We start from the raw sequence: 1978 nt of genomic DNA, 5'->3' as shown, positions 1-1978 counted from the left end.
GACCAGGTCATCATCCTCGCGGACAGTTCGAAGTTGGGGGCCTCGGGATTCGTCCCGATCCTGCCGATTACGGCGGTAACGACAGTGATTACCGACCGGGGTGCGGATCCCGCGTACGTCGAAAGGCTTCGCAGGCTTGGCATCGAGGTTACCATTGCAGACTAGCGCCCCGCGCCGCTCTGAGGCACCTGCAGGTCGGGTTGCCCCGGCAGGGGCAACTGTGGTAAGTTAACGGCAGACAACGAGAAACGAGCCAGGTGGCCACAAGGGGTGCCCTCCGGTGCGGCGCACGCCATCGCTGTTTGGTCAGCGAGGTAGCGACCGGGCCTGAGGGCTGAGAGGGGCTCCCGCTCCAACCCTTAGAACCTGCCCTGGGTTATGCCAGCGAAGGGACTGTGGCCCGGAGTTGAGCGAGGCGCAAAGGCGCTGCCTGTTCCGGGCAGCGCCTCGCTCGTTTTCAGGGGGACTTGCACCACAACTCGGCCCGACCCCCGGAGAACAGGTTCTCGGCCCCTGGCCCGGTACCGGACGGGAGTGAGTGGCCGTGACGTCCTGGGGGTTTGTTCTGCTTTCCTTTGCGCTACTGGCCGCGGCGGGGTGGCTCGTCCACGTACGCTGGCACCCCGTCCGCCTCGGAACACGAGAGCTCGCCACCGCCGGAACGCTGGCGGCTATCGGAACCCTGACCGCCCACCTGTTCTGGATTCCGACGGGGGTTGCCAAGGCCTTTCCCGTGCAGCATGCCATCAACGTGCTGGCGGGCGTGCTGCTGGGCCCTGTGCCTGCAGCCATGATTGCGTTCGCGGTGGGCCTCTTGCGCAATCTGCTGGGCACCGGGACACTGCTTGCGTTCCCGGGCGGGATGATCGGCGCCTTCCTGGCGGGGAGCATGTACCGGTTGACGGGCCGCGTCGAGTGGGCCGTGGCAGGTGAACTCTTCGGCACGGGCATCGTCGGCGGGCTGGCGGCGTACCCGGTCGTGATATGGGTGATGGGCCACCCAGCCGCGCCATTCTTTTACGTGGTGCCGTTCCTGCTGTCGAGCGGGGCCGGCGCCGCCATCGCCTACGGCCTGCTCGCAGCGCTGCAACGCACGGGCGCGGTCGTCCTGCAGTCCCGGCGCGCTCATGACCGATAGCCGTCATCTCGCCGCCGGCGTGGCGGCCTCGCGGCGGGCAGCCGCTGCCGCGGCTCGACGCCGATTGACCAGACCTCCAAGGAGAGGGGCGGTTTGGAATGACGGCGCAGGGCTCCTCTTTCGAAATCCCGGCCAGCGCCGACCCGCACCAGCTCTCATCGGTTCCGGCGGGAGGGTTTACCCGGGAGCTTTGGCGGCGGATCGAACCCGTTTACGAGGCCATCCTGGCGCATCCGTTCATCCGCGGGCTGACCGACGGATCCCTGCCGAAGGACGCCTTTCGCTTCTACGTCGTGCAGGACGCGCTCTACTTACGGGACTTCGCCCGGGTGCTGAGCCTGGCCGCGGCCAAGGCGCCGCACGACCAAGCCATCGCCATGTTTTGCCACCACGCGGCCGGCGCCATCGAGGTGGAGCGGCAGCTGCACGCCGGGTTTTTTCGCGACTTCGGGCTTTCTGCGGAGGAGGTCGAACGCACCCCAATGGCGCCGACCAACCTGGCTTACACGAGCTACCTGCTGCGCGTCGGCTACAGTGCGCCGTTTCACGACGTGCTGGGCGCGGTTCTCCCCTGCTACTGGATTTACTGGGAGGTCGGCAAGGAACTGATGGGACGGGGCTCGCCTGACCCGTTGTACCGGCGGTGGGTTGACACGTACGGCGGCGAGGAGTTTGGCGCCATCGTCCGAGCCGTCCTGGAACTCACGGAGCAGGTCGCCGCTGACCTGACGCCCGCGCAGCGGGCAGCCGCTGCGGCTCACTTCGTCACAACCAGCCGGTACGAGTGGATGTTCTGGGACATGGGCTGGCGGCAAGAGCCATGGCCGGTGTAGCACGGTT

The 1978-nt window shown here is 67.3% G+C and carries 2 protein-coding genes and 1 riboswitch; both genes read left to right on the top strand.

The genetic code is table 11. The features are described from left to right. The first annotated feature begins 256 nt into the window (after window positions 1-256). Window positions 257-411, top strand: a riboswitch (TPP riboswitch). A gap of 133 nt (window positions 412-544) precedes the next feature. Further along, a complete protein-coding gene (gene thiW, locus AB1609_22535) occupies window positions 545-1138 on the top strand; it encodes an energy coupling factor transporter S component ThiW (GenBank protein ID MEW6049212.1) in 594 nt (197 codons plus the stop codon). 98 nt (window positions 1139-1236) lie between these two features. Beyond that, window positions 1237-1971 carry a thiaminase II gene (tenA, locus tag AB1609_22530; GenBank protein MEW6049211.1) on the top strand — a complete coding sequence of 245 codons (735 nt, stop codon included), beginning with the start codon at window positions 1237-1239 and terminating at the stop codon, window positions 1969-1971. Window positions 1972-1978: the final 7 nt, after the last annotated feature.

The sequence above is a fragment of the Bacillota bacterium genome (assembly GCA_040754675.1).
In the GTDB taxonomy this organism is placed as follows: Bacteria; Bacillota; Limnochordia; order Limnochordales; family Geochordaceae; genus Geochorda.
The sequence above is the reverse complement of the archived record's forward strand: the minus strand, read 5'-3'. Positions and strand labels throughout refer to the sequence as shown.